The organism is Curtobacterium pomorum, from assembly GCF_044497295.1.
Classification (GTDB): Bacteria; Actinomycetota; Actinomycetes; order Actinomycetales; family Microbacteriaceae; genus Curtobacterium.
In genome coordinates this window covers 3,089,399-3,108,487 of the sequence record NZ_CP172409.1, presented here as the reverse complement: position 1 = coordinate 3,108,487, position 19,089 = coordinate 3,089,399, and the positions used below count along the sequence as shown (strand labels likewise).

Below are 19,089 nucleotides of genomic sequence, written 5' to 3'. Positions count from 1 at the left end.
GAGTGCGCATGCAGCTCCACGTCGAGACTCACGGACACGGCCCGGTCCGGGTCGGACTCGTGCACGGCATCCTCGGTTCGGCGCTGGTGTGGCGCGACCTCGTGTCCCACGCCGACCCGGACCGGTACACGTTCCTCGTGCCGGACCTCCGGGGTCACGGCGAGAGCGACCGCGCAGCGTCGTACACGCTCGCCGCGTTCGCCGACGACCTCGCCGAGACGCTGCCGCAGGGCCTCGACGCCGTGGTCGGGCACTCGCTCGGCGGACGGGTCCTGTTCGACGCCGTCAACCGGCTCCGCCCGGCCCGCGCCGTGTACCTCGACCCCGGCTTCCACCTACGGGCACCGGGGCGGAGCGTGCTCGGTCGGGCGTTCTGGGCGCTGCCGGGTCTGCAGCCCCTGCTCGTGAAGGCGTACGACCGCACCGATCCGCGGTGGGGTCCGGCGAACGTCGCCCGTGCCGAGGAGAGCCACCGGCACTGGGACCGCACGATGCTGCGCGACGTCCTGCGCGAGGTCGCGACGACCCCGGTGGCGCCGACCGCTCCGTTCGTGCCGTCGACGCTCGTGCTGACCGACGACGGCCGGCACGTGGTGCCCGAGGCCGAGGTGCCGGTGTACGAGCGCCTCGGATGGGACGTCGAGCGGGTTGCCGGGGTGCACCACGACCTGGCGATGGAGGACGCCGCGCGCACGATGCGGCTGCTCGACGACGTGCTCGGCGGTGCCCACGCATGAGCGTCACCACGGTCTTCGGCGGGGTGTCCAACGTCCTCGTCTCCGACGGCACGACGTCGCTGCTCGTGGACGGCTTCTTCAGCCGGCCCTCGTTCCCGCGGCTGATGCTCGGCCGGCTCCGCCCCGACGTCACCCGGATCGAGGACGCGCTCGCCCGGTTCGACGTCGACCACCTCGATGCCGTGCTCGTGTCCCACTCGCACGCCGACCACGCCCTCGACGCCCCCGTGGTCGCGGACCGCACCGGGGCGGAACTCGGCGGTTCGGCGTCCACCCGGATGATCGCCACCGGGTACGGGCTCGACCGGGTGCCCTTCCGGGAGCTCCACGACCGCGAGTCGTTCGCGGTGGGGGCGTTCACGGTCACGCCGCTGCACGCGCTGCACAGCGACGGCGATGCGGTGCCGGGCGAGATCACCGAGCCGGTCACCCTGCCGGCCCGGATGCGCGACTTCCGCACCGGCGGGTGCTCCTCGTTCCTGTTCGAGCACCCGGACGGCTCCGTGCTGGTGCACCCGACGGCGAACTTCATCCCCGGAGCGTTCGCGGGGCTCCACGCCGACACCGTCTACCTGGGTGCGGGCGCCGCCGGTGCGAAGCCGACGGCCTGGATCGAGCAGTACTGGCAGGAGACCGTCGGCGCCCTGCGTCCGAGCGTCGTCCGGCCGGTGCACTGGGACGCGTTCTGGCGTCCGTTGACCCGTCCGCTCACGCCCCTGCCGAAGAAGCTCGACCGCCTCGACGTCACGATGCGCGCGTTCACACGCCTGGCGGACGCCGACGGTGTCGACCTCCGGCTGCCGGCGCTCTGGCAGCGCGAGACGGTCTCCGCACGGTCGGTGTCGTGACGGAGGTCCGGGCGCAGAACCGCCGAGCGCAGAACCGCCGGGCGACGGAGCGTGCCGTCGAGGACGCCGCGGTCGCGCTGATCGGCGCGCGCGGGTTCGACATCGTCACCGGGGCCGAGATCGCCACCGCGGCCGGCATCACCGAGCGCACGTTCTTCCGGTACTGCGCCTCGAAGGTCGACGCGTTCCTGTTCGTCTCGCGCGACGTCCACGACGCCGTCACCGCGGCCGTGACCGGCCCGGTGACGTTCGCCGCGTTGACCGAGGTGATCGCCGAGGTGCTCGTGGTGTTCGAACGCGACCGGAGCGACGACCTCGACCGCCTGGTCCGGGTGCGCGCACTGCTCGTCGCCGACCCGGCACTGCTGTCCGCCGTGCTCGAGCGGGACGCGGCACGGACGCTCGAGCTGCAGTCGGCGTGGCAGGGCGCCGACCGGTTCGCGGTGCCGTTGGCGCTGCTCGCGCTGCGCGCCGCGTTCGACGCGTGGGCGGAGCACCCCGCGGGGGAGTCGCTCAGCGCGGCGTTCCGGCGCACGTGCAGCGCGCTCCGGACGGCCACCGGCGGCTGATCGCGCGCGTCACGCACTGGACGCAACCACCCGCCCCAGCGGAAGAGCCGTGGCGGGCGTCACCCGGGCCTCCCGTCCGCTCAGTCGTCGGGGAGCACGTCGTCGTCCCACGGCACCGGCGTCGTCTCGCCCGTCTCCCAGTCGCGGCGCAGGATCCCGTAGCCGACCGACGCGACCGCGCGGCCGCCCTCGACCGGCCACCCCTCGCGGTAGTGCGCCTCCTTGACCCACCCAGCGCGCACGAAGACCCGGCGCATCGCCGTGTTGTCCTCGCGGGTCTGCCCCTCGAACCGGGTCACCGACGGCAGGGTGCCGAAGACGTGGTCGGTGACCGCGCGCAGCGTCGGGACGCCGAGTCCGCGACCGCGGAACGCACCGGCGATGCGCAGGTCGAACAGCGGGACCGGGTCTTCCAGGTCCTCGAGCCGGACGAACCCGACGCGACCGTGCTCCGCGTGGTCGATCCAGTAGGAGTCGTGCTCGTCGTCGCGGTAGGACCCGGAGTCCACTGCCTCGACGGCGTCCGCCCGGCTCCACGTCCGCCGCACGTGGAAGGGGAAGTCCTCGGTCGACAGGAAGTCGACGAGGGCGTCGTGGTCGACCCCGGTCGGGTCGAGGCGGGTCAGCCGGACGGAGCGGTCGGTCATCCCGACACGCTAGCGGGGGAGCAACGTCGTGGCCCACCGCCCGATCGCGTCGTACGCCTGCTCCCGCACGTCGGGCGCGGACAGCACCACGTCGTGGACCGCGCCGGCGAGCCGCCGCACCGTGACCTCGTCACCGAGCGACAGCGCGCGGTGCGCCACCGTGTCGACGTTCAGCGCGACGTCGGCGTGCGCCATCCCGGGGTCCCACCGGGGCTGCAACATGCTCTTGTCGCTGAGCATGACCAGCACGGGGACCTGGATGCCGAGCCCGTGCTCGACCTTGTCCTGTCCCGCGAACACCGCCGCGAGCCACCCGGGGTGCAGGGGGAACCCGCGGTCCGGCCGCCACTGCTGGTCGTACGTCCACGTGCCTTCGCCGGCAGCCGACACGGTGCGCGTGTAGAACCCGGGGTCGACGGCCGGCATCGGAGCGAGGGGGTTCCGCTTCGCGCCGAGCTTGATGACGGGCGCGACGATCGCCCGGCCCACGGCGGTCGCCTGGAACTCGAGCCAGGGACTGTTCAGGATGACCCCGTCGACGAGTTCCGGGTGCCGCGCAGCCCACAGCGACAGCGTCAGACCGCCGGTGGAGTGCCCCATCAGCACGAGCCGCCGCTCGCCGGGGCCGGGGTGCTCGGCGGAGACGGCGTCGAGCGCAGCGGCGATGTCCTCGTCGTACACCGCCAGGTCGTCGACGTTGCCCGGGGTCTGGTGCGGGCGGAGACTCCTGCCGTACTTCCGCAGGTCCAGTGCGTGGAAGCGGGCACCGAGCCGTTCGACCCGCTCGGCGAGCTCCGTCTGGAAGAAGTAGTCCGACCACCCGTGCACGTACAGCACGTCAGCGCCGTGCAGCGGTCCGCGCCCGTGCAGCAACAGGTCGGTCGGGGTGTGGCGACGACGGACCAGGGTGGCGACGACGGGCCCCTCGGGGTCGTTGCCGAGCGGGAGTTCGAGTCGCTCGTAGGGCGCCCCGAGGACGTCCTCGTGCCAGCGCTGGACGACCATGTCCCCACCGTATCCGGCACCGCTGCGGGTGGTACCGGGGTACCACGACCGCCCCGCGGAGATCGTCTGCGACGGCGATGTGCCGGACCCGGCCGTCTCCGTACCGTTGCCGCATGATCGAGATCCAGAACCTCACCAAGCGCTACGGCGAGAAGGTCGCCGTCGACGACGTGTCCTTCACGGTGCGTCCCGGCGTCGTCACCGGCTTCCTCGGTCCGAACGGCGCCGGCAAGTCCACCACGATGCGCGCCGTCGTCGGGCTGGACCGGCCCACCTCGGGTACCGCCCACGTCGACGGGCGCCCCTACCGTGAACTGCGCGACCCACTGCGTCGCGTCGGCGCGCTGCTCGAGGCGAAGGCCGTCCACAAGGGCCGCAGCGCCTTCGACCACCTGTCGGCGCTCGCCGCGACGCACCGGATCCCGGCGGCCCGCGTGCACGAGGTCATCGGGATGACCGGCCTCGAGAACGTCGCGAAGAAGCGCGTCGGCGGGTTCTCGCTCGGCATGGGGCAGCGGCTCGGGATCGCGGCGGCCCTGCTCGGCGACCCGCAGACGCTGATCCTCGACGAGCCGGTCAACGGCCTCGACCCCGAGGGCGTCGTGTGGGTGCGTCGGCTCGCCCGCAGCCTGGCCGCCGAGGGGCGTGCGGTGTTCATCTCGAGCCACCTGATGAGCGAGATGGCCCTGACCGCCGACCGCATCGTCGTGATGGGCCGCGGCCGCGTGCTCGCGGACACGGACATCGCGGACCTGGTGGCCGCCGCCACGGAGCGGTCGGTCACCGTGCGGACGCCGGAGCCCGAGCGGCTCCTCGACGCGATCGCCGGCCCGGACGTCACCATCGGCTACGAGGGCGTTGGGTCGTTGCAGGTCCGTGGCCTCGGTGCCGAGCAGATCGGTGAGGCAGCGGGTGCTGCCGGCATCGTCCTGCACCAGCTCGCCACCACCGAGGCGAGCCTGGAGCAGGCCTACCTCGAACTCACGCACGACCAGGTCGAGTACCGATCGGAGGTGGCCCGATGAGCGCGGTCACGAGCGACACCCTGCCGCGGCACGACGGAGCCGGCAGCCACTCGTCCGGCGTCCACTTCTCTGGCGTCCTGCGCTCGGAGTGGATCAAGCTCCGCTCGCTGCGGTCGACGGCGTGGAGCTTCCTGCTGGTGCTCGTCCTGCCGATCGGCATCGGCGTGCTCCTGGCGGCCTTCGCGGACAACGGCGGTCAGGGGCTCTCGGGTGACGCGGCTCGGAACGCCCTCGTTATCTACAGCACGAGCGGCACGATGCTCTCGTCGCTGATCGTCGCGGTGATCGGCGCCCTCGTCGTCACCGGCGAGTACGGCACCGGCATGATCCGCTCCTCGTTCGCGGCGGTCCCACGGCGGTCGGTCGCGCTGGCGGCGAAGGCGATCGTCCTCGCCGTGGCCGTCTTCGTCACGAGTGCCGTGAGCGTCTGGGCCACCGCCTTCATCACCCTGCCCATCGCCGCGGGACGGAACGTCGAGGCGTCGCTGGACGCGAGCGTCGCGATGCCGCTGCTCGGCGCCTCCGTCTACCTGACGCTCATCGCGCTGCTGGCCTTCGCGGTCGGTGTGGTCCTGCGCTCCACAGCTGGCGCGATCGCCGGGGTCCTCGGCCTGATGCTGGTCGCTCCGGTCGTCGTGCAGCTGGTGCAGTCGTTCACCGGAGCGGACTGGCTCGGCACGCTGACGAACCTGCTGCCGCAGAACGCCGGGCAGCCGCTCATGCAGTTCGGCACCGAGGTGACGTCGGGGTGGCACGACGGCGTCCTAGCCTTGGGTGGATGGAGCGGATTCGCGGTACTGCTGGCCTGGGTGGTCGTCGCCTCGCTGACGGCGCTCGCCCTGGTCGAGAAGCGGGACGCGTGACCCCTGCCGACCTCGCCCCCGGTGCCGTCCAGGACGGCGCCGGGGGCATCGCCCTGCCCGACGCACCCGGCCGACTCCGGCGGTTCTGGGCGCGCCACCCGGTCCTGACCGATGCGCTGCTCATGGTCTTCTGGGGCGCGATCGAGGTCCTCGTGGCGTTCCGGAGTGCGTGGCAGGTCGACGGGAGCCCCGCCGCTCGGCTCACGGTCGTCGTCCTCGTGGTCATCGCCGTCTCCGGCATCCCGCTCCGGCGCACGCACCCCGCGGCGACGGCCGTGCTCGGCCTCGCATCCGTCGTCGCGATGACGTGGACCCAGGCCGGGTACTCGCCGGTGCTCTTCACCGTCTACGCCGCGACCGTGTGGTGGTCGCGTGCCGCCGGATGGTGGACGGCCGCGGTCGCCACGGTGCTGGCCGCCGGGGCCACGGCCCTCCGCGTCTGGGTGGTCGCACCCGGGTCCGGCGGGCTCGCGGACGTCCTGTACCCCCAGCCCACGGCCTTCCTGCTCGCAGCGGTGCTGATCGGGATCAACGTCGCCAACCGCCGTCGCTACACGCAGGCCCTGATCGACCGCGCGCACCAGCTGGCCCGGGAGCGCGACCAGCAGGCGCAGCTCGCCACCGCCGCGGAGCGGGCCCGGATCGCGCGGGAGATGCACGACATCGTGTCGCACTCGCTCACGGTGATGGTGCGGCTGGCCGAGGGCGCGGCGGCCGGTGCCTCCGCCGGGCCGTCGTCCGGTGGGGCCGAGTCCGCAGCGACGACGGCCATGCGCGGAGTCGCCGACGTCGGCCGCGGCGCGATGGGGGACATGCGCCGCATGCTCGGGGTGCTCGGCGGCGACGGGGAACCCGCGCTCGCGCCGCAGCCGGGCGTCCACGACGTCCCGCAACTCGTCGACCGGTTCCGTGCGCTGGGCACGCCCGTCGCCCTCGAGCTCGTCGGCGTCGTCCCCGAGGACGACGCCCTGCAGCTCGCCGTGTACCGGGTCGTGCAGGAGGGCCTCACCAACACCGCCCGGCACGCGCAGCACGTCCGATCGGTGGATGTCCAGGTGGCCGCGTCCGCCACCGAGGTCACCGTGGTCGTCACCGACGACGGTCGGACGGGAGGCCCGGCTCGGCCCGACGGGTCGGCGCACGCCACGACGGGGTCGGGTCGAGGGCTCATCGGGATCGACGAGCGCATCCGCGCGCTGGGTGGGCAGGTTCGCGCGGGCTCCCGCGACGGCACCGACGGTTGGCAGATCCGGGCGACGATCCCGGTCAGGACGGAGGACCGATGATCCGCGTCGCGATCGTCGACGACCAGCAACTCATCCGGACCGGGTTCCGGCTGCTGCTCGAGGCACAACCCGACATCGAGGTCGTCGGTGAGGCCGGCGACGGCGGTGCGGGCGTGCGGCTCGTCCGTGCCATGCGTCCGGACGTCGTGCTGATGGACGTCCGGATGCCCCACGTCGACGGCGTCACGGCGACGGCCGCGATCGTCGAACAGGTCCCCGAGACCCGGGTGCTCGTGCTGACGACCTTCGACCTGGACGAGTACGCGTTCGGTGGCCTGCGTGCCGGGGCGAGCGGGTTCCTGTTGAAGGACGTGAGCGCCGCGCAGCTCCTCGACGCCGTCCGGTCGGTGGCAGCGGGCGAGGCCGCCGTCTCACCGCGGGTGACGCGGCGGATGCTCGAGCTCTTCGGCTCCGTGCTGCCGGACGACCGGCCGGCGGGTCCGGACCCGCTGGAGCCCCTGACCCCGCGTGAGCGCGACGTGCTGCTCGCGATGGCCCGCGGGCTGTCGAACCCCGAGATCGCCGCACACTTGGTGACGAGCGAGTCCACGGTCAAGACCCACGTCGGGCGGGTGCTCGGCAAGCTCGAGCTGCGCGACCGGGTGCACGCGGTGATCTTCGCCTACGAGCACGGACTGGTGTCGCGGTCCTAGCTGCGCGGGGTACTCGCTGCGCGGGTCCTAGCTGCGCGGGGCCCTCGCGAAGAAGAGGGTGATCGTGCCGAGGGCGATGGATGCCACGATGAGCACCCAGGCGAGCACGGGGATCAGCCCGTCCCACGGTGTGAACAGGAGCACGATGCCGATCACCAGCACGACGGCGGCGGCGATCAGCACGAGGCGGTGCGGTCTTGCCGGGGTTCTGGTCACAGGTGCACCGTACGCGACGGGACTGCGGACGGGCGCAGTCGCGCGCCGCTAGCCTGGCCGCAGTGACACGTTCTCCCGCTCTGTGACGCAGAGCCCATCCAGCGACACCGGTTCGCTCCTCGGACGAGGGGCGGTGGTCTCGTGCGCCCGGAACGGGGACTCCCGACGGAGTTCCCCAGCACCCCGGCGCCCTGTCGAGACCACTCCAGAGAGACCGTCCGTCCATGACTCCTTCTTCTGCTCCTGCTTCTCCCGCCGACCGCTCGGCACTCCGCGCTTCGTGCGGTGACTGCTTCGCGCTCTGCTGCACCGCCTTCGGGTTCCAGCGGTCCAGTGACTTCCCGATCGACAAGCCCGCAGGGACACCGTGCCGCAACCTGGCCGACGACTTCTCCTGCACGATCCACCAGGCCCTCCGCCCACGGGGCTTCACCGGATGCACCACCTTCGACTGCTTCGGGGCCGGCCAGTACGTCTCGCAGGTCCTGTTCGACGGCACGAGCTGGGTCGACGAACCCGACTCGAAGCCCGAGATGTTCCGGGCCTTCGCCGTCGCCCGGCAGCTCCACGAGATGCTCTGGTACCTGGCCGAGGCGGTGTCCCGCTCGACGACTCTGGGGTCGGCGGAAGTGCCGACCGTGCTCCGGGTCCGCATCCAGCAGATCCTCGACGGCGAGTTGGCCGACGTCCTCGCGGTGGACGTCGAGTCGCTCCGGTCCGAGGTCCGTTCCGTCCTGATCGACGTCAGCGCGGAGGCCCGAGGTGGGTACCCCGCCGACGGCGAGGCGGCCGGTGACCTGCACCCGTCGGCTGACCTGGCCGGCCGCGACCTCCGTGCCCGCTCCCTGGCCGGGGCCGACCTGCGCGGTGCGTACCTGATCGCCGCGGACCTGCGGGGATGCGACTTGTCGGGCGTGGACCTGCTCGGGGCGGACCTGCGCGATGCCCGGCTCGGGGGAGCGGACCTGTCGAACGCGCTGTTCCTCACCCAGCCGCAGGTGAACGCCGCACAGGGCGATGCGTCCACGGTGCTGCCCGACGAACTGGACCGCCCGTCGCACTGGTCGCTCCCGTGAGCCGGGTCAGGGCAGGACGATGACCTTGCCGGCGATCCTCCCGGCCGCGCCCTCGGCGTGCAGTGCGGGGAGCTCGGCGAGCGGGATGCGTCGCGTGACCTCGACCGTCAGTGCACCGTCGTCGACCAACGCGACGAGCTCCGTCAGGCGTTCGCGGTTCGGCAGGACGAACACGGTCGCTGCGCGCACGCCTCGGGACTCGTCACCCGGGGTGGCCATGAACGCCGTCGTGCTCACGACGACCCCGCCGTCGCGGACCGCTGCGACGTCCGCCGCGAACTGCTCGGGCTCGATCGCCGCCAGGTTGAGCAGCACGTCGACCTGACCGTCGAGGGCGTCGAGCAGGTCGACGTCGGTGTGGTCGATGACCTGGTCGGCACCGGCCGCGCGCACGGCATCGGCACTGCGGGGGCTGGCGGTCGCGATGACGTGTGCTCCGGCGCGCTTGGCGAGCTGGACGGCGTACTTGCCGACGACCCCGCCGGCACCCACGACGAGCAGCCGCTGTCCGGCGGTGAGCCGTCCGTCGTCGAACAGGGCCTGCCAGGCGGTCAGCGCGACGGACGGCAGCGCGGCCGCGTCGGCCAGTGGGATGCTCGTCGGCGCTGCGACCACTGCGTCCGCCGGTGCGATGACGTACTCGGCTGCCCCGCCGTCGCGGTCCATCGGCAGGAACGCGATGACCGCGTCGCCCACGGTCAACCCGGTCACCCCCTCGCCGATCGCGTCGACCGTGCCGGAGACGTCATAGCCGGGGACGTGCGGCAGCTGGATCGGGATCGGCAGGAAGCCGGCCCGCATGCCGTTGTCTGCAGCGTTGTACGCGGAGGCCGCGACGCGGAGCCGCACCTGACCCGCTGCCGGGGTCGGCTGCTCGACCTCGCCGTACTGGAGGACCTCGGGTCCGCCGACTTCGTGGAACTGCACTGCCTTCATGATGATGCCCTCTCGTAGTTGCTTCGAATTCGAAGCGCTTGTCGGAGACGCTAGCACTGCTTCGAACTCGAAGCAACAGGTACGATGGTCACATGAGCGACACCCCCACCGCGCTGACCCCGACACAGCTCGGCGCCTACTTCGCGCTGACCGAGGTGAGTGCGCTCCTGCGCCCCGCGGTCGAGAAACAGCTCCGCGACGTCGGCGGCTTGAGTTACGTGCAGTTCCAGCTCTTGGCGCGGTTGGGGGATGCTCCGGAGGGGCACCTGCGCATGACGGACCTGGCCGACGGGGTCGTCTACAGTCGCAGCGGGCTGACCTACCAAGCACAACTGCTCGAACAGCGCGGGCTCGTCACGAGGTCCCCGTCACCCGAGGACGAACGCAGCACCGTCGTCGCGATCACCGACGCCGGGCGCGAGGTCCTTGCCGACGTGTTCCCCGGCCACATCGGCACCGTGCACGGACTCCTGTTCGCACCGATCTCCGATGACGACGCGAGTGACCTCGGCCGGATCCTCGGACGCATCAGCGAACACCTGCGAGCGAACCCACCGCGGTCAGCGTCGCGACGATCCGCGAAGGGGGCGTCCGCGTGACCGTCGGGGCGCGCGCTGCTCGGTGGATCATCGTCGGCTCGATCGTCGTCGGCCTGGCACTCACCGTCTACGCGACCTCGTACTGGCTGTTCCCGACGTCGTTCCAACTCCAGGAGCGGTTGCCCGACGGATCGATCAACCCGCGCACGTGGGCCGACCTGCTCGTCTCGTACGTCCTCGCGCTCGGCTGCTTCGTGGTCGCCGGATGGGTGGGCGTGCAGCGGCTCCGCGCCCGCCGCCGCTGAGACGTCAGCTGCGCGTGCGTGACCGTCGCCGCACCACGGTGCCGACGACGAGTGTGGCGAGCCCGAGCGCGATCCCGATCAGACCGAGCAGGTAGCCGAACAGCATCAGGATGCCGCCGCCGATGTTCGCACCGCCCCCGGTGTCGTTCGCGAGCGACCACCCACCGATCCCGACCGACAGGAAGGCGCCCAACAGGAACACCGTGCACATCACGTGCAGGACCCTCGTGCTCTGGGAGGTCATGGCGACTCGCTTCCGTGCGTGGACCGGTACCGGATGGTAGCGCGACCTGCGAGGGTGGAGCGATGACCCTCGAGATGCTCTGGGAACGTGCCGATCCCGCCCAGGTGCTGCGGAGCCGCTTCGGGTTCACGGACGTCGCCGCTGCCGAGGACTGGGTCATCCGGACGCTCGGGCGGTGGTGGAACGTGCGCGTCATCGCCTGCGAACGCATCGTGATGAGCGACCACAACGCGCTCGCCTGGGTCTCGACCGCCGAGGGGCGGATGCTCCTGAAGTGGTCGATCGCGCCGGAGGGATTCGAGCGCCTGGCGTTCGCAGCGGACCTCACGGCGTGGCTCGGGGAGCGCGGCCTGCCCGTCTCGGCCCCGGTGCCGACGCTCGACGGACGACTGCAGGTCGAGCACGACGAGGTCTCGATGGGGCTCCAACGCGTCATCGACGGAACACCGCTGGACGTCCGCGACCCGGCACAGGTCCACGCCGCCGGGGCGACGCTCGCCCGCATCCACGACGCTCTGCGCAACAGCCCCGATCGGGCGCGTGCAGACGGCGTGCGCCCGCCGCCGACCCCGCTCCTGCAGCAGATCGCAGGCTGGCTCGACGGTGCGACGACGCACGTGCCGGACCGTGCCCGGGTGGCGCTGCGACGGTTGCTGACGGCCGCGCCGTCCGACGACCTGCCGGTCCAGATCGTGCACGGGGACTACCGGGCGGCGAACGTCCTGTGCGCTGACTCGGGCGTCGTCGCCGTCATCGACTTCGAGGACCTGCGGCTCGACCACCGCATCGTCGAGCTGGCACGCTCGGCCGTCCTGCTCGGGACGCTCTTCCACGACTGGGGCCCGGTCCCCGCGGCCGTCCACCGGCAGCTGCTCGACGGCTACCGCTCGGTGAGCGCGCTCAATGCCGACGAGCTCGCATGGTGGGACGTCCTGGTGCTCTGGAACACGATGCTGTTCGTCCCGCCGGGGGATGACCCCACCGGGTGGGGTGCTGCTGCCGAGGCGCTCGCCGGTTAGCGGCCGAAGCGCTTCGCCGCCCGGGCGACGGCCACGAGCGCGGCGACCCCGAGTGCGATCCCGGCGATACCGACGACCATGCCACACATGAACATGAACCCCGCTGCGAAGTTCACGCCGGTGCCTTCCGGGGTGAGGATCGTCCAGACGGAACCACCGGCGGTGAGCAGGAAGCCCAGACCGAGGAAGACGATCGCGAGGGTGACGATCGAGCGGATGTGGTGCATGGTCCGAACCTACCGAACCCGCACCGGTGGCAGAGTGGCGTGATGGGGAGCATCCGGAACATCGCGGTCGGGCTGCCGGTCAAGGACGGCCACGTGCTGCTGTCCGAGTCGTTCGACGGCGTGCGGGACCTCCGCTTCCACCGTGCAGTCGGCGGCGGCATCGAGTTCGGCGAGACCGCGGTCCAGGCGCTCCGCCGGGAGTTCCGCGAGGAGCTCGACGTCGCACTCGACGAGGTCCGGCTGCTCGGCGTCCTCGAGAACCTGTTCGAGTACGAGGGGCAGCCCGGGCACGAGTACGTCCACGTGTTCGCCGTCCGGTCGGCGGAGCTGGACGCGGTGCCGCTGGACGCTGAACTCGTGGTGCTGGACGAGGGCAGCCCGGTGCGCTGGGTACCCGTCGACACGGACGTCCCGGTGTTCCCGGACGGCGTGCTCGAACTGCTCGCAGGCACCGTCCCGGCGACGCAAGGTGACCACTCGACCCGCTGACGTCACGATCCCGTCACGGCGGGCACTTTCCCAGCGGACACGGCGGTGTTCCGCGGCGAAGTCCCGGCGACCGCCCGAGATCGGCTGGGACGCTCCCGAACGACCGCACCAGATCGGTGCGGTGATGCACCACGGGGGATCCAGAGCGATGACGATGAGACGTGCAGGGGGAGCCGCGCTCGGCTTCGTGGGCGGCAGTGTGCTCGCCGGGTTGATGGTCGGGGTCGGCGTGACGCCGATGATCGCGGTCGCCGGAGTGAGCACGACGTCGGCGATCGGGATGTTCGAGTCGCTGCCGGAGCACATCGAGATCGGGGACCTGCCGCAGCGCAACCAGGTCTGGGCGTACCGCGGTGGCGAACCGGTGCACCTGGCGAACGTGTGGGCGCAGGACCGGCAGGAGCTGTCGTTCGACCAGATCAGCGACCAGCTGAAGCACGCTGCGGTCGACGGCGAGGACAAGCGGTTCTACGAGACCGGTGGTGTGGACGCGACGTCGATGGTCCGCTCCCTGGTGAGCGTCGCCGCGTCGCAGGGCGAGGGCGGTTCGGGCGGCTCGACGCTCACGATGCAGCTCGTCCGGAACATCAAGATCCAGCGGGCGAGCGAGCTGCCGACGCTCGAGGAGCAGAAGGCCGGCTACGAGGAGGCGACGAAGCGGTCGCCGCAGCGGAAGCTCGCCGAGATGAAGCTCGCGATCGGCCTGGCGAAGAAGTACACCAAGGAGCAGATCCTGACGGCGTACCTGAACATCGCGTACTTCGGCGACCAGACCTACGGCGTGCAGTCGGCCGCGCAGCACTACTACGGCAAGTCCGCCACCGACCTGACCCCGGCCGAGGCGGCGTCGCTCATCGCGATCGTGCAGTGGCCGGAGCGCCGCGACCTGTCCACGCCGGACCACTACCGCGACAACGCCGCGCGGCGGAACGTGATCCTCCGCTCGATGCACGAGCAGGGTCACCTGACGACCGACGAGTACCGCACGGCACGGTTGTCGCGGCCGGCCGACTACGTGCGGATCACCGCGCCGCAGCAGGGGTGCGAGGCCGTCGAGACCGGGGCGGAGTTCTTCTGCGACTACGCCAAACGCGTCGCCGCACGACTGCCGCAGCTCGGCGCGACGAAGCAGCAGCGCGCCGATGCTTGGCGGACGGGTGGGTACCGCATCCAGACGACGCTCGACCTCGACCTGAACGCGAAGCAGAAGGAACTGCTCGACCGGTACGACCCGAAGACCGAGACTCGTCTCGCGCTGGGCGCGACGCTGAACACCGTCGAGGCGGGCACCGGCCGGGTGCTCACGATGGCGCAGAACACCGACTACGACCGGTCGGAGCAGGCGCCACCGACGGCGACGTCGCTGAACTACGCGGTCGACCAGGCCGACGGCGATTCGACGGGCTTCCAGACCGGCTCGACGTACAAGATGTTCACGCTGCTGGCGTGGCTCGAGGCCGGCCGCAGCCCGGACACGGTCGTGAACGGCACCCCGCACCCGCAGAGCACGTGGACGGCGTGCGGCGAGCAGACGACGGCCTTCTGGCAGCCGAAGAACGATTCGCCGGGCCAGAAGGGGCCGTACTCGGTCCGCTCGGCCACGGCCCAGTCCGTGAACGCTGCCTACCAGTCGATGGCGGCGCAGCTCGACCTGTGCGACATCCGCGACGTCGCGAAGCGCCTCGGTGTGCACCTTGCCGCCGGCGGCGAGCTGCCGTGGAACCCCGCGTCGCTGCTCGGCACCGAGAGCATCGCGCCGCTGACGATGGCGGCGGCGTACGCGGGCGTCGCGAACGGCGGTCGGTACTGCGCGCCGGTCGTCATCGACCAGGTCACCGCACCGGACGGTACGGAGCTCGGCGGGCAGCCGCGCACCTGCTCGCAGGCGGTCTCGCCGCAGACCGCGGCGACCGCGTTCGAGGTCATGCAGGGCGCGTTCCGGGGCGGCACGGCGAGCGGCGGCCAGACCCCGGACGGCACCACGCTGTTCGGCAAGACCGGTACGGCCGACGCCGCCGACCAGGTGTGGTTGGTCGGCGGGAGCTCGCGCGCGGTGACCGCGTACTGGCAGGGCAACACCGACGGCGGGAAGCACAACCTGCGGTACTACTCGAACGGTCAGGGCGGCACCTACGCGGGGTCCCGCGCAGCGGTCTGGCGCGATGCGCAGACCGCGGTGAACGCCGCCTTGCCGGTGGGCTGACGACAGCAGCGGGTCACGTGCCCGAGACGCACCACAGAACGGACGGGAGGCCCGTTGCCAGCTGGCAACGGGCCTCCCGTCCGATCGTTGCTTGCGTCCTAGGACAGCTTCTTGCTGTCCTCGAGCCAGCCCGCGAGCTCCGTCATGTAGCCGGCCTGCGAGGCGTAGTCGAGCGCGGGGAAGGTGAAGCTGTGCACCTGGCCGGCCTCGAGTGCCGCGTTGTCGGCGAAGGTCGGCTGCTTCTCGAGGTCCGCGACCTGGTAGCCCTGCTGCGACAGCAGCAGGACGTCGGCCCTGATCTGGCCCGCGTTCTCCCACGAGTAGATGCCCCAGTAGAAGCCCTTCGGCTTCGGGTTCACGAAGTCGACACCGAACGACGAGTACATCTGCAGCAGCGGCTCGTCGGTCGGGCGGGTGACGTAGGCGCCGTCTCCGTCGGCGTACATGGAGACGACCGACAGGTCCTGCTCCTTCGCGACCTTCTCGAGCTCGTCGCCGGCGGTGTCGAAGCGCTTCTCGGCGGCCTCGATCGTCGACTCCTTGGCACCGAGGGACTCGCTCAGGTCGGCGATCTTCTCGATGACGTCCTCGCCCTTGCCGCCCCACTTGACCTGGACGACCGGCGCGATGGCCTCGATCTGCTTCTCCTGCTCGTTGTCCTTGAAGCCGTAGCCGGGCTGCGTGTCGTCGAGCGTGCCCTTCTCGTCGGTCGGGTACACCGAGGTCACGACCAGGTCGGGCTTCAGCGCGGCGAGCTTCTCGAGGTCGATGTCGCCGTACCCGGTGCCGAGCTGCGTGATGCCGTCGGTGTCCAGGTCGTCGAAGCGGGCGTCCTTCGCCATGGTCAGCTGGCCGAAGGTGCCGACCGGCTTCAGGCCGTACTCGATGAACGAGATCGCGATGTCGTTCAGCACGACGACGCGCTTCGGCGTGTGGTCGACCTTGACGGTCGTGCCGGTGGCGTCCTCGTAGGACCAGGCCTTCGACGCCGAGGTGTCACCGTCGGAGTCGTTCGAGTCGGTGCTCGAGCAGCCGGCGAGGAGGAGGGCCGAGACGGCCACAGAGGTCAGGAGGGTGGCTCGGAGGGAGCCGCGTCGGGAGAGCTTCACGTTAGGAGAGGCTAACCTAAGTCTGACGCGCCCGCCAGCACGGTGTCGCGTTCACGGTGCAGCGACGGGTCGTGCTCGTCGGCCTCGGGCACGATCATCGGGGCGCCGGTCACGGGGTCCGGGAACACGCGCGCGTGCAGCCCGAAGGCGCGCTCGAGCAACGCGGGGGTCAGCACCTCGTGCGGTGCGCCGTCGGCGGCGACGCCGCCGTCGTGCAGGACGACGAGCCGGTCGGAGAACCGGGCCGCGAGCGACAGGTCGTGCAGGACCATCACGATGGTGGAGCCCTGCTCGCGGTTGAGTCGGCGCACCAGGCGCAGGACCTCGAGCTGGTGTGCGAGGTCCAGGTAGGTCGTCGGCTCGTCGAGCAGCAGCGTGTCGGCCTGCTGCGCGACCACCAGGGCGATCCACGCACGCTGGCGCTGCCCGCCCGACAGGCTCGCGACGTCGCGGTGCGCGACGTCGGTCAGTCCGGTCGCCGCGATGGCCTGCTCGGCCACGTCGGCGTCGTCCGCGGTCCACGGCTTCGCCCAGGACTGGTGCGGGTTGCGCCCGCGCATCACCAGGTCGAGCACGCTCGTGCCGGCGGGTGCGACGGGGGACTGCGGCAGGATCGCGAGCTTCCGGGCGACCTGGCGGTTCGGCTCCTTGCGGATCGGGGCGCCGTCGAGCAGGACCTCGCCGGACTGCGGCTTCAGCACCCGACCGAAGGCCTTGAGCAGGGTCGACTTGCCGCAGCCGTTCGCGCCGAGGAACGTCGTCACGGTGCCCCGCTCGACCCGCAGGTCCAGGTCGGTCAGCACCGGGTGCCGGTCGTAGCCGACGGACAGGCCGCGGGCCTCGAGGACCGGGGTGGACAGCGGCTTGGTGGACGGCGTCGTGCTGGACGGCGTCGTGCTGGACGGCGTCGTGCTGGACGGGGGAGTCATCGGGACATCTCCTTGCGGTGACGGATGAGGAGCCAGATCAGGTACGGGGCGCCGATCACGGTCGTGATGATGCCGACGGGCACCTGCCACGGGAACGCGGCGCGCGACAGCAGGTCCGCGGCGAGGACGAGTGCGGCGCCGAGCAGTCCGGCGAGCAGCAGGGGCGGGCGGTTCGTCCCGGCCAGCCGGAGCCCCACCTGCGGGACCACGAACGCCACGAAGCCGACCGGTCCCGCAGCGGCGACGGCAGCCGCGGTGAGCACGACGGCCAGCGCGATCACGAGCAGGCGGTGCCGCTGCACGGCGAGCCCCACCCCGGTGGCGACCTCGTCACCGAGCTGTCCGATGCCGAGCGCCGCGCTCGTCGCCAGGGCGATCGGCACCGCGACCGCGGCGACGATGAGCAGCGGCCAGACGCTCGACCACGAGGTGCTCGACAGGCTGCCGACGAGCCACTGCGACGCGGCGGTGGCGAGGGTGATCTTGGCGCGGACGAGCAGGTAGCTCGTCACCGCGTCGAGGGTCGCGCTGACGCCGATGCCGACCAGGATGAGCCGGTAGCTCTGCACCCCACCGCGCCAGCCGAGCCCGTACACGACGGCGGCGGCGATCAACGCACCGATCGTCGCGGCCACCGGGATCCCGCCGCTGAGCACGAGCGAGGACACCGAGTACGTGCCACCGCCGAGCACGATGGCCGCCACGGCGCCGACGCTCGCCCCCGACGTCACGCCGATGATGTCCGGGGTGCCCAGGGGGTTCCGGGTGAAGGTCTGGGTCAGCGCCCCTGCGATGCCGAGCGTGAGACCGACGAGTGCCCCGGTGAGGACGCGCGGCAGTCGGAGTGTGGTGATGATGAAGGCGTCCGGGCCGGTCTCGAGCCCGACCAGGGAGCGGACGACGATGCCCGGGGCGATCCAGGTGGAGCCGATCGCGACGCCGAGGACGACGAGCACCAGGACGGCGCCGAGTGACGCGACCGTGTACCAGAACACCCGGGGGCGCCAGGCGAGGCCGATCGGTCCGATGCGGACGCCGGCGCGGCCGGGCGCACGGACTGCTGCGCCCGTCACAGGGACACCAGCGATCGGCGACGGGCGACGGCGACGAACACCGGACCGCCGATGACGGCGAGGACGATGCCCACTTCGACCTCCGAGAACCCGCCGATGAGCCGCCCCACGACGTCGGCGAGCAGGACGAGCGCGGCGCCGACGAGTCCCGACACCGGCAGGGTCCACCGGTGCCCGGTCCCGACGAGTGCGCGGGCGACGTGCGGCACGGTCAGGCCGACGAAGCCGATCGGGCCCGCGGCGGCGGTCGCGCCGGCAGCGAGCAGGGTGATGCCGCCGAGCCCGACGAGCCGCGCGACGAGCACGTTCTCGCCCAGGCCCTTCGCCAGGTCCGACCCGAGCCCGAGTGCGTCGAGGGCCCGGACGTTCACGACCGCGAGCACCAGCCCGGCGACCAGGAACGGCCACACCGCGCCGAGGACGTCGAGCTGCCGTGCGGCGAGGGAGCCGACGACCCACAGTCGGTACGCGTCGAGCGAGTCCTGGTCGGTCAGCACGACGAACGAGGTCAGCGCGCCCAGCAGGGCCGAGACCGCGGCGCCGGCGAGGGCGAGCGGGACCGGGCTGGCGGTACCGCTGCCCGCGACGGTCACGGAGAACACCACGACGCTCGCGACCAGCGCGCCGCCGAGGGCGAACCACACCGTCGCGCCGGTGCTGGTCACGCCGAACACGTAGACGCCGAGGACGACGGCCAGCCCGGCACCCGACGAGACCCCGAACAGTCCGGGGTCGGCGAGCGGGTTGCGGGTGTGCCCCTGCATCAGGAGCCCCGCGATCCCCAGGGCCGCACCGACGGCGGCACCGATGAGCGTGCGCGGGATCCGGGAGCCCCAGACGATCGCCTCGTCGGTCGTCGACCCGGTCCGCAAGAGGCCGTCGAGCACCCGGTCGACGCCGATCCGGTTGCTGCCGAGGAGCATGCTCGCGACCGCCACCAGGACCAGCACGACGACCAGTGCGGCGATCACCAGGACGCGGCGGCGGACGGCGGTGCGGTGGACGCCGAGGGCGGTGGTCGCATCGGTGACGCGGGCCTCCGGGACGGAAGCCAGAGTGGGAGAGGGGGCTGGCACGGAGAACATCTTAGG

The 19,089-nt window shown here is 71.9% G+C and carries 23 protein-coding genes; 13 read left to right on the top strand and 10 right to left on the bottom strand.

Annotation, left to right across the window (positions count from 1 at the left end):
• The first annotated feature begins 8 nt into the window (after positions 1–8).
• From ACGH48_RS14845 to ACGH48_RS14835, 3 genes are read left to right on the top strand one after another with little or no spacing between them, the layout of a single operon-like run.
• On the top strand, positions 9–737 hold the full coding sequence (locus ACGH48_RS14845; protein ID WP_396289130.1) for an alpha/beta fold hydrolase: 729 nt from the start codon (positions 9–11) through the stop codon (positions 735–737).
• Entirely contained in the window at positions 734–1,585 is an 852-nt protein-coding gene (locus ACGH48_RS14840; RefSeq protein ID WP_396289129.1) for an MBL fold metallo-hydrolase, read from the top strand. The genes ACGH48_RS14845 and ACGH48_RS14840 overlap by 4 nt, the downstream gene beginning before the upstream one ends.
• Complete coding sequence (locus ACGH48_RS14835; protein ID WP_396289128.1) at positions 1,582–2,154, top strand: TetR family transcriptional regulator; 573 nt, start codon at positions 1,582–1,584, stop codon at positions 2,152–2,154. Before ACGH48_RS14840 ends, ACGH48_RS14835 begins: the two co-directional genes overlap by 4 nt.
• A gap of 80 nt (positions 2,155–2,234) precedes the next feature.
• Here the strand turns inward: ACGH48_RS14835 and ACGH48_RS14830 are convergent, their stop codons facing one another.
• Both ACGH48_RS14830 and ACGH48_RS14825 read right to left on the bottom strand, forming a co-directional pair.
• Complete coding sequence (locus tag ACGH48_RS14830) at positions 2,235–2,801, bottom strand: GNAT family N-acetyltransferase (protein WP_396289127.1); 567 nt, start codon at positions 2,799–2,801, stop codon at positions 2,235–2,237.
• A gap of 9 nt (positions 2,802–2,810) precedes the next feature.
• On the bottom strand, positions 2,811–3,806 hold the full coding sequence (locus ACGH48_RS14825) for an alpha/beta hydrolase (RefSeq protein ID WP_396289126.1): 996 nt from the start codon (positions 3,804–3,806) through the stop codon (positions 2,811–2,813).
• Between the two features lie 113 nt (positions 3,807–3,919).
• On the opposite strand from ACGH48_RS14825, the gene ACGH48_RS14820 reads away from it, so the two are divergent.
• The 4 genes from ACGH48_RS14820 to ACGH48_RS14805 are packed head-to-tail and all read left to right on the top strand — an operon-like array spanning position 3,920 to position 7,633.
• The gene (locus tag ACGH48_RS14820) at positions 3,920–4,831 is read left to right on the top strand and encodes an ABC transporter ATP-binding protein (protein ID WP_396289125.1); all 912 of its coding nucleotides are present in this window, start codon (positions 3,920–3,922) and stop codon (positions 4,829–4,831) included.
• Positions 4,828–5,694 (top strand): ABC transporter permease subunit, encoded by an 867-nt coding sequence (locus ACGH48_RS14815; protein ID WP_396289124.1) that lies wholly within the window; start codon positions 4,828–4,830, stop codon positions 5,692–5,694. The genes ACGH48_RS14820 and ACGH48_RS14815 overlap by 4 nt, the downstream gene beginning before the upstream one ends.
• Entirely contained in the window at positions 5,691–6,980 is a 1,290-nt protein-coding gene (locus ACGH48_RS14810) for a sensor histidine kinase (protein WP_396289123.1), read from the top strand. Before ACGH48_RS14815 ends, ACGH48_RS14810 begins: the two co-directional genes overlap by 4 nt.
• Complete coding sequence (locus tag ACGH48_RS14805) at positions 6,977–7,633, top strand: response regulator (RefSeq protein WP_396289122.1); 657 nt, start codon at positions 6,977–6,979, stop codon at positions 7,631–7,633. Before ACGH48_RS14810 ends, ACGH48_RS14805 begins: the two co-directional genes overlap by 4 nt.
• 27 nt (positions 7,634–7,660) lie before the next feature.
• Here ACGH48_RS14805 and ACGH48_RS14800 read toward each other — a convergent pair whose 3' ends face one another.
• On the bottom strand, positions 7,661–7,849 hold the full coding sequence (locus ACGH48_RS14800; RefSeq protein WP_396289121.1) for a hypothetical protein: 189 nt from the start codon (positions 7,847–7,849) through the stop codon (positions 7,661–7,663).
• Between the two features lie 224 nt (positions 7,850–8,073).
• Here ACGH48_RS14800 and ACGH48_RS14795 point away from each other — a divergent pair, with 224 nt between their 5' ends.
• Positions 8,074–8,925, top strand: coding sequence for a pentapeptide repeat-containing protein (locus tag ACGH48_RS14795; protein WP_396289120.1), 852 nt, complete (start codon positions 8,074–8,076; stop codon positions 8,923–8,925).
• Between the two features lie 6 nt (positions 8,926–8,931).
• Here ACGH48_RS14795 and ACGH48_RS14790 read toward each other — a convergent pair whose 3' ends face one another.
• Positions 8,932–9,861 (bottom strand): NADP-dependent oxidoreductase, encoded by a 930-nt coding sequence (locus ACGH48_RS14790; RefSeq protein WP_396289118.1) that lies wholly within the window; start codon positions 9,859–9,861, stop codon positions 8,932–8,934.
• A gap of 92 nt (positions 9,862–9,953) precedes the next feature.
• Here ACGH48_RS14790 and ACGH48_RS14785 point away from each other — a divergent pair, with 92 nt between their 5' ends.
• The gene (locus ACGH48_RS14785) at positions 9,954–10,460 is read left to right on the top strand and encodes a MarR family winged helix-turn-helix transcriptional regulator (protein WP_396289117.1); all 507 of its coding nucleotides are present in this window, start codon (positions 9,954–9,956) and stop codon (positions 10,458–10,460) included.
• Positions 10,457–10,705: a hypothetical protein gene (locus tag ACGH48_RS14780; protein ID WP_396289116.1), complete on the top strand. Its 249-nt coding sequence runs from the start codon at positions 10,457–10,459 to the stop codon at positions 10,703–10,705. Before ACGH48_RS14785 ends, ACGH48_RS14780 begins: the two co-directional genes overlap by 4 nt.
• A gap of 4 nt (positions 10,706–10,709) precedes the next feature.
• Here ACGH48_RS14780 and ACGH48_RS14775 read toward each other — a convergent pair whose 3' ends face one another.
• Positions 10,710–10,949: a hypothetical protein gene (locus ACGH48_RS14775; RefSeq protein ID WP_396289115.1), complete on the bottom strand. Its 240-nt coding sequence runs from the start codon at positions 10,947–10,949 to the stop codon at positions 10,710–10,712.
• A gap of 62 nt (positions 10,950–11,011) precedes the next feature.
• Here ACGH48_RS14775 and ACGH48_RS14770 point away from each other — a divergent pair, with 62 nt between their 5' ends.
• Positions 11,012–11,968 (top strand): phosphotransferase, encoded by a 957-nt coding sequence (locus tag ACGH48_RS14770; RefSeq protein ID WP_396289114.1) that lies wholly within the window; start codon positions 11,012–11,014, stop codon positions 11,966–11,968.
• Here ACGH48_RS14770 and ACGH48_RS14765 read toward each other — a convergent pair.
• Entirely contained in the window at positions 11,965–12,195 is a 231-nt protein-coding gene (locus ACGH48_RS14765) for a hypothetical protein (protein ID WP_396289113.1), read from the bottom strand. The genes ACGH48_RS14770 and ACGH48_RS14765 overlap by 4 nt on opposite strands.
• A gap of 42 nt (positions 12,196–12,237) precedes the next feature.
• On the opposite strand from ACGH48_RS14765, the gene ACGH48_RS14760 reads away from it, so the two are divergent.
• Both ACGH48_RS14760 and ACGH48_RS14755 read left to right on the top strand, forming a co-directional pair.
• Positions 12,238–12,684 carry an NUDIX hydrolase gene (locus ACGH48_RS14760; protein WP_396289112.1) on the top strand — a complete coding sequence of 149 codons (447 nt, stop codon included), beginning with the start codon at positions 12,238–12,240 and terminating at the stop codon, positions 12,682–12,684.
• Positions 12,685–12,832: 148 nt separating this feature from the next.
• On the top strand, positions 12,833–14,887 hold the full coding sequence (locus ACGH48_RS14755) for a transglycosylase domain-containing protein (protein ID WP_396289111.1): 2,055 nt from the start codon (positions 12,833–12,835) through the stop codon (positions 14,885–14,887).
• Positions 14,888–14,985: 98 nt separating this feature from the next.
• On the opposite strand, the gene ACGH48_RS14750 is transcribed toward ACGH48_RS14755, so the two are convergent.
• From ACGH48_RS14750 to ACGH48_RS14735, 4 genes are read right to left on the bottom strand one after another with little or no spacing between them, the layout of a single operon-like run.
• On the bottom strand, positions 14,986–15,996 hold the full coding sequence (locus ACGH48_RS14750; protein WP_396289110.1) for an ABC transporter substrate-binding protein: 1,011 nt from the start codon (positions 15,994–15,996) through the stop codon (positions 14,986–14,988).
• Positions 15,997–16,007: 11 nt separating this feature from the next.
• On the bottom strand, positions 16,008–16,925 hold the full coding sequence (locus tag ACGH48_RS14745) for an ABC transporter ATP-binding protein (RefSeq protein WP_396289108.1): 918 nt from the start codon (positions 16,923–16,925) through the stop codon (positions 16,008–16,010).
• Positions 16,922–17,998: a FecCD family ABC transporter permease gene (locus ACGH48_RS14740; RefSeq protein WP_396289107.1), complete on the bottom strand. Its 1,077-nt coding sequence runs from the start codon at positions 17,996–17,998 to the stop codon at positions 16,922–16,924. Before ACGH48_RS14740 ends, ACGH48_RS14745 begins: the two co-directional genes overlap by 4 nt.
• Positions 17,995–19,074, bottom strand: coding sequence for a FecCD family ABC transporter permease (locus ACGH48_RS14735; protein WP_396289105.1), 1,080 nt, complete (start codon positions 19,072–19,074; stop codon positions 17,995–17,997). The genes ACGH48_RS14740 and ACGH48_RS14735 overlap by 4 nt, the downstream gene beginning before the upstream one ends.
• Positions 19,075–19,089: the final 15 nt, after the last annotated feature.

Coding starts and splice junctions, on each gene's coding strand:
- ACGH48_RS14755 (WP_396289111.1), top strand. CDS start 12,833: ATGACGATGAGACGTGCAGGGGGAGCCGCGCTCGGCTTCGTGGGCGGC.
- ACGH48_RS14830 (WP_396289127.1), bottom strand. CDS start 2,801: ATGACCGACCGCTCCGTCCGGCTGACCCGCCTCGACCCGACCGGGGTC.
- ACGH48_RS14770 (WP_396289114.1), top strand. CDS start 11,012: ATGACCCTCGAGATGCTCTGGGAACGTGCCGATCCCGCCCAGGTGCTG.
- ACGH48_RS14785 (WP_396289117.1), top strand. CDS start 9,954: ATGAGCGACACCCCCACCGCGCTGACCCCGACACAGCTCGGCGCCTAC.
- ACGH48_RS14795 (WP_396289120.1), top strand. CDS start 8,074: ATGACTCCTTCTTCTGCTCCTGCTTCTCCCGCCGACCGCTCGGCACTC.
- ACGH48_RS14745 (WP_396289108.1), bottom strand. CDS start 16,925: ATGACTCCCCCGTCCAGCACGACGCCGTCCAGCACGACGCCGTCCAGC.
- ACGH48_RS14845 (WP_396289130.1), top strand. CDS start 9: ATGCAGCTCCACGTCGAGACTCACGGACACGGCCCGGTCCGGGTCGGA.
- ACGH48_RS14805 (WP_396289122.1), top strand. CDS start 6,977: ATGATCCGCGTCGCGATCGTCGACGACCAGCAACTCATCCGGACCGGG.
- ACGH48_RS14765 (WP_396289113.1), bottom strand. CDS start 12,195: ATGCACCACATCCGCTCGATCGTCACCCTCGCGATCGTCTTCCTCGGT.
- ACGH48_RS14825 (WP_396289126.1), bottom strand. CDS start 3,806: ATGGTCGTCCAGCGCTGGCACGAGGACGTCCTCGGGGCGCCCTACGAG.
- ACGH48_RS14820 (WP_396289125.1), top strand. CDS start 3,920: ATGATCGAGATCCAGAACCTCACCAAGCGCTACGGCGAGAAGGTCGCC.
- ACGH48_RS14790 (WP_396289118.1), bottom strand. CDS start 9,861: ATGAAGGCAGTGCAGTTCCACGAAGTCGGCGGACCCGAGGTCCTCCAG.
- ACGH48_RS14760 (WP_396289112.1), top strand. CDS start 12,238: ATGGGGAGCATCCGGAACATCGCGGTCGGGCTGCCGGTCAAGGACGGC.
- ACGH48_RS14815 (WP_396289124.1), top strand. CDS start 4,828: ATGAGCGCGGTCACGAGCGACACCCTGCCGCGGCACGACGGAGCCGGC.
- ACGH48_RS14775 (WP_396289115.1), bottom strand. CDS start 10,949: ATGACCTCCCAGAGCACGAGGGTCCTGCACGTGATGTGCACGGTGTTC.
- ACGH48_RS14840 (WP_396289129.1), top strand. CDS start 734: ATGAGCGTCACCACGGTCTTCGGCGGGGTGTCCAACGTCCTCGTCTCC.